General features: G+C 63.5%; 3 protein-coding genes and 2 pseudogenes. All 5 read right to left on the reverse strand.

Annotation, left to right across the window (positions count from 1 at the left end):
• Positions 1-292 precede the first annotated feature (292 nt).
• Positions 293-1435 (reverse strand): annotated as a pseudogene (locus tag QZ213_RS22660) (IS481 family transposase); the annotation flags it as partial.
• A 126-nt stretch (positions 1436-1561) separates the two neighbouring features.
• Positions 1562-2194 (reverse strand): flavin reductase family protein, encoded by a 633-nt coding sequence (locus QZ213_RS22665; RefSeq protein ID WP_291688321.1) that lies wholly within the window; start codon positions 2192-2194, stop codon positions 1562-1564.
• A 167-nt stretch (positions 2195-2361) separates the two neighbouring features.
• Positions 2362-2976 carry a TetR family transcriptional regulator gene (locus tag QZ213_RS22670; RefSeq protein WP_291688322.1) on the reverse strand — a complete coding sequence of 205 codons (615 nt, stop codon included), beginning with the start codon at positions 2974-2976 and terminating at the stop codon, positions 2362-2364.
• Positions 2977-3009: 33 nt separating this feature from the next.
• Positions 3010-6150, reverse strand: a complete 3141-nt coding sequence (locus QZ213_RS22675; protein WP_291688323.1) for an efflux RND transporter permease subunit — start codon at positions 6148-6150, stop codon at positions 3010-3012.
• 15 nt (positions 6151-6165) lie between these two features.
• Positions 6166-6530 (reverse strand): annotated as a pseudogene (locus tag QZ213_RS22680) (efflux RND transporter periplasmic adaptor subunit); the annotation flags it as partial.

Consider the following 6530-nt stretch of genomic DNA (forward strand, 5'->3'; position numbering starts at 1 on the left):
CGGGCAGCCCCGCCTATGCCAAAAGACAGCCCAGTCTAGCGGAAAGCGTGGAATTTCGGTGAACACTTCGCACTGAAAATAAAGCGAAATTGATCCAAAGCGGGGCAAACGATAACGGCGGTCCGGCGCTTCGGTTCCCCCTCTGAGCAACCGGCGACATGAGTAACAGTTCAGACCGACGACATAGGTAACACAATTCTCGGTTCGTTCACGTCTGCTGTTGTTGTGCCTGTGGGCTTGTGGGCGATGCGCTGGCATCGTCCACAAGTCCACAGGCCTGTTGTTTTGGTTTTCTCAAACGGTCGTCGCGATGAGCGATCGTACCGAGCATGATCGGGCCAAAGCAGACCGTCCATCCGGCAGAATTGTGCTTGCGCAGCCCAACCGGCTCGCCGATCAGCGCCTCGCTAATGTAGATCGTCTGGCCCTGCCATCTGATCTCGCCGTTATGACGCACCCGCCGGACCTCTTGTTCCTCGTCATATTCCGGCTCGCGCAGTACGCCGTCGAAGCGTCGAGGTGATGGCGTATAGTGGTCCGCTGGCGTGGCATTGCCGAGGGCCTGATGAGGACGCTGTTCGTTGTAGAGACGCCGGAAGTTGCGCAAGCGCTTGAGCTGTTCGCGCAGACTGGGCGCTGGCGGTGTGGCGGTGTCCTGCAATAGCGTCAGATGCATGCGCTCGTGGCGGCCGTTCTGCTGCGGCTTGCCGGGTGCAATCCGCTCCGGCGTGACGCCGGCCTTGATGAGCCTGACCGATAGCTTCGAGAGTCCACCGGCCCCACGGGAAGCAAACGGCGAGCCATTGTCGGAGCGCAGCCGGTGCGGCAGGCCGAACTCGCGGAACGCGGCATCGAGCACCGGCCAAACATGATCGGTGTCGGTGCGAACCAGCGCCTGACAGCGCAACAGATAACGGCTGTGGGCATCCGTTAGCGTCAGCGGTTCGCATCGTCTACCGTCGCCGGTCAGGAACCAGCCCTTGAAGTCAATGCACCACACATCGTTGGCGGCTCCACAATGCGCAAAAGGGGGCGCTCGAAGGTGGGCTACGACGGCGCAGCTTCCGCTTCACCGTCAACCCTTCGCGATCGAACAGCGCTCCGATCGTGCTCGCTACCGGCCAGTCGATCCCAGGCGCCTGACGTTCAAGAAAGGCCCGCACCTTCAGAGGACCCCAACTCGGATGCATCCGGCGCACGGCAACGCACCGCTCGGCGATCTCCTCAGCAATCGCCTAGGGATGATGTCGTGGTGCTCGTGGGCGGTCCCATAGGCCCTCAACGCCCGCTTCCTGATAGCGTCAAGCCACTTGTACCCGACCCTCCGGCTCACGCCGAAGCGCCGGCATACCGCCGCAAATGGCTCATCCTGCTTCTCGGCCGCAATCACAAAGCGCATCCGCTCATCCACGGAACAGGTCTCCGTCCATCCCATCGGCAAGGTCCTCCTCGCCGATCAGTTGACCCGTTACCCATGTCGTCGGTCTATTCTGTTACCTATGTAGCCGGTTAGGACCGGCCCGCCACCCTCCCCACGAGGGGGAGGGATAAGAGAAGAAACTCAATCCGGCCGGACCATCTCGAACATGGCCTCGGGGCGAATTTCAAAATAGTCGCCGCGGCGGCCGGCGCGCACGATCGGGCGGGCCAGTGCGGTCTGGTAGACGCCGTCCTTGATCATGGCCTTGTCGATGTGGACGGCGACGACCTCGCCGAGCGTGAGCCAGGCCTGCGCCTTCTTGCCGTCGGCGCCCTGCAACTGGATGATCTGCGTCAGCTTGCATTCGAATGAAGCCGGGCTTTCCCCGACCCGGGGCACGTTGACGAGCTTGCCGGGGACCGGCGTCAGCCCGGCGATCTCGAATTCGCTGACGTCGCGGGCGACATGCGCCGCGGTCGCGTTCATCTGCTTCGCCAGATCCATGGTCGCGAGATTCCAGACGAATTCGCCGGTCTCCTGGATATTGGCGACGCTGTCCTTCCAAGTGGTCGAGGAAAAGCCGATGATGGGTGGATTGTAGCAAAAGCCGTTGAAGAAGCTGTAGGGCGCGAGATTGATGTTGCCCTTGGCATCCCGCGACGAAATCCAGCCGATCGGACGGGGAGCGATGATGGCGTTGAAGGGATCGTGCTTGAGACCGTGGCCGTTTTTCGGCTCGTAGTAATGCAGATCTTTCGGGCTTGATGCGTCCACGCCGTGGCTTCCTTACCGTTCAACAGATGACATTGGCGATCAGTCTAGTCATGCCGGGATGGTGCGCCAGCACCAAACCCCAGATGCGCAATTGCGCATCGGGGATTCTCGAGTTCCGGGCTCGATGCTTCGCATCGCCCCGGAATGACGGGAGAAGCTTCCGGCTCTCAGCGCTTCCCCGTCTTGCCGCGCGAGGTCAGCCCGGCCAGGACAAAATCGACCATCTGGTCCAGCGACGGCCCCGGCTTGCTGGCGGCTTGCGCGATCATCTGCGGATGGAAAAACCGCATCATCGCGGTGCAGGTGCACATCGCAGCCAGCGGCACGTCCGGGGCGTCGAATTCCCCGGAGGCCGCGCCCTCGGCAATGACCTGGGCAATGGTCTCCGTCAGCCGCTGCATGTGGGCGACGCAAACCTCCCAGCTCTCCTCCATCGCGATCTCGACCATCTCATGCAGCTTGGAATCGCCGACATAGCGCTCCGAGTTCATGCGGTGGATGGTGACGATGAGTTCACGCAGGCGGACGGCCGCGGGTCCCGGCTTGGCCGCGATGGCCTGGGCCGCGTCCTCTACCCCGCCCATCAGGGTGCGCGCGACGCCCTCGTGGATCGCCTTCTTCGAATCGAAAAAGCGATAGACGTTCGCCGGGCTCATCCGCAGCACCTTGGCGATGTCGGCGACCGTGGTTTTCTGGTAGCCGATTTCGCGAAACAGGCGCTCCGCCACCACGAGAATCCTGTCCCGGGTGTCGTGTTCGATATGTTCGGAAACCAGCGTCATGTCGGTACTCAATTCAGTGCGCATAATCTTCAATTATTCCGCAGCCTCAGCAAGCGGAAATGCGGGCTCGGCTTCGCCGTGATGCTGCGGTGCGAGATCAACGTCCTTGTTCTTGCCGCTCTCTTCAAGGCTGTTGCGGAACCAAAGCGCGTAGAGGCCCGGCAGGTACAGCAAGGTCAGGAAGGTTGCAACAAACAAGCCGCCCATGATGGTGATCGCCATCGGGCCCCAGAACGCGGAGCGCGACAGCGGGATCATCGCCAGGATCGCGGCCAGCGCCGTCAGCACCACCGGCCGGGCGCGCCGGACGGTGGCTTCGACGATGGCCTCCTTGCGGGTCAGGCCGTGGGACACATCGGTTTCGATCTGGTCCACCAGGATCACCGCGTTGCGCATGATCATCCCGGCGAGCGCGATCAGTCCGAGCAGCGCCACGAAGCCGAACGGCTGGTTGGCGACGTTCAGTCCCAGCGATGCCCCGATGATGCCGAGCGGCGCCGTCAGGAAGACCAGCAGCAGGCGCGAGAAGCTCTGCAGCTGGATCATCAGGAGCGTCAGCATGACGACGACCATCAGCGGAAACAGCACGAAGATCGACGCGTTGCCCTTGGCCGACTCCTCGAACGCGCCGCCGGCCTCGATCCGGTAGGCCGGCTCGAGGCTGTCCCGGATTTCCTGCAGCTTCGGCCAGATCTGATTGGTCACGTCGGGCGCCTGCACGCCGTCGACGACGTCGCCGCGCACCGTGATCGCCATGTCGCGGTTGCGCCGCCACATGATCGGCTCCTCGTGCGCGTATTCGATCTTGGCGATCTGCGTCAGCGGCACCGCGACCCCGTTGCGCGAGGTGATGGTGAGATCGCCGACATGGGCGAGATCGAGCCGCTCGGACGACACCGCGCGCGCCACCACGCCGACCTTCTCGATGCCGTCGCGGATCGTGGTTACCGGCGCGCCCGAAATCAGCATGCTGAGCGCCTGCGAGACGTCCTGCGGGGTCAGGCCGAGCGCACGGGCGCGGTCCTGATCGACCACGAGCTTCAGATAGGGCGACTGCTCGTTCCAGTCGAGCTGCGGATCCTTGACCTTGTCGTTCTGCCTGACCACGTCGCGCACCTTGTAGGCGATGTCGCGCACTTTCGCGGGATCGGGACCGATCACGCGGAACTGGACGGGAAAGCCGACCGGCGGGCCGAAATTGAAGCGGTCGACCCGCACGCGGGCTTCCGTCAGCGCCCCGTCATCGACGGCCTTCTCGATACGCGCCTTGATCCGCTCGCGCGCCTGCACGTCCTTGGCGACGACGACGATCTCGGCGAACGCCTCGTTGGGCAGCTGCGGGCTGAGCCCCAGCCAGAAGCGCGGCGAACCCTGGCCGACATAGGCCGTGTAGGTCGAGATGTCCTTGTCGTCCTTTAGCAAGGCTTCCGCCTTCTGCACCGACTTTTCGGTCACGCCGAACGCCGTGCCCTCGGGCAGGCGCAGCTGCAGGAACAGCTCGGGCCGCTCCGACAGCGGGAAGAACTGCTGCTGGACGTGCCCGAAGCCCACGATCGAGAGCGCGAACACGCCTGATGTCGCCAGCACCACCTTGATGCGGTGCTCGACGCACCACTGGATCATGCTGCGGAGAATCCGGTAAACGCGCGTCTCATAGACCGCGTGCGGGTCGTGGTTATGGTGCAGCGTGATGTTCGGCAGCAGCTTGACGCCGATATAGGGCGTGAAGATCACCGCGACGAACCAGGACGCCACCAGCGCGATCGCCACGATCCAGAAAATGCCGCCGGCATATTCGCCGACGGCCGAATTGGCAAAGCCGATCGGCAGGAAGCCGGCAGCCGTCACCAGCGTTCCCGTCAGCATCGGAAACGCGGTGGACTCCCAGGCAAAAGACGCAGCCCTGACGCGGTCCCAGCCCTGCTCCATCTTCACCACCATCATCTCGACCGCGATAATGGCGTCATCGACCAGAAGGCCGAGCGCGATGATCAGCGCGCCGAGCGTGATGCGGTGCAGATCGAGCGACATCGCGTTCATGACGATGAAGACGATCGCCAGCACCAGCGGCACCGACAGCGCGACCACGATCCCGGTGCGCCATCCCAAGGCGACAAAGGAGACGAACAGCACGATCGCCAGCGCCTCGACGAAGGAATGGACGAATTCGCTGATGGCGTGCTCGACCACGACCGGCTGGTCCGCGATCAGCTCGACATTGATGCCCTGCGGCACCGCCTTCATGAATTCAGCGGTCGCACCGGCGACGTCCTTGCCGAGCTCCAGGATGTTGGCGCCCTTGGCGGTGACCACGCCGATGCCGAGCGCGGGCTTGCCTTCCTGACGCACCAGGAAACTCGGCGGATCGGCATAGCCGTGGGTGACGGTGGCGATATCGCCCAGCCGGAACACCCGGCCGTTGCTTTCCACCGGCGTTTCCGCGACCGCCTTGACGCCGTCGAGCGCGCCGGTGACGCGCAGCGGCACGCGCTGCGAGGAAGTCTCCACCGTACCGGCGGGCACGACGTTGTTCTGCTTGGCGAGCGAATCGAACAGCGCCTGCGGCGTGATCCCGAGCGTCGCCAGCTTGGCATGGGAGAATTCGACGTAGATCTTCTCGTCCTGGGTGCCGTAGAGATCGACTTTCGTCACCCCCGGCACCTTCAACAGCCGCTGGCGCATGCCTTCGGCGGCCTTTTTCAGCTGCGCGAAATCGGCGCCGTCGCTGGTCATCATATAGAGAATGGAATCGACGTCGGAAAACTCGTCGTTGACCACCGGACCGAGCAGATTGGCGGGCAGCTGCGGCTGCGCGTCGGCCAGCTTCTTGCGCAGCAAATAAAACAGATAGGGCACGTCCTTGGGCGGCGTCGAATCCTTGAACGTGACCTGCATCGCCGTGAACGCCGGCTTCGAATAGGTCTGCACCTTCTCGAAATACGGCAGCTCCTGCAGCTTCTTCTCAATGGGATCGGCGACCTGCGTCTGCATTTCGGCCGCCGTGGCGCCCGGCCAGATTGCCGAGACGTTCACCACCTTGACGGTGAAGAAGGGATCCTCGGCGCGGCCGAGCTTCTCGTAGGAGAAGAAGCCCGCGGCGCCGAGGGCTACGACGAGAAACAAAATCAGTGCGGGATGGCTGACTGCCCAGGCCGAAAGATTGAAATGCTTCATCGCGCCCTCCTCGGATTAGAACGATAGCGACGAGACGACCCGGACCTTCTGGGCCGGATCGAGCTTCTGCACGCCGAGCGCCACCACCTTGGCGCCTTCGTCGACGCCGCCGGATATGACGACGTCGTTGCTCTCATAGGATTTGACCGTGACGGGCTTCAGCGACACGTCGCCCTTGTCGTCGACGACATAGAAGGAGGGATCGCGGCCTTCGCTGAACAGCGCCGACAGCGGCAGCCGCGCCACCCGCATCGTGGCGGGGTCGGCCAGCGTCAGCGTCGCGGTCATGCCGAGCGAAACGCTGTCGCCGGCATCGGGCAGGGAAAACTTCGCCAGATAGGTGCGGGTCGCCGGATCGGCGTTGGGTGCGATCTCGCGCA

Origin of the sequence: Bradyrhizobium sp. (assembly GCF_017881085.1) — a bacterium.
GTDB lineage: Bacteria > Pseudomonadota > Alphaproteobacteria > Rhizobiales > Xanthobacteraceae > Bradyrhizobium.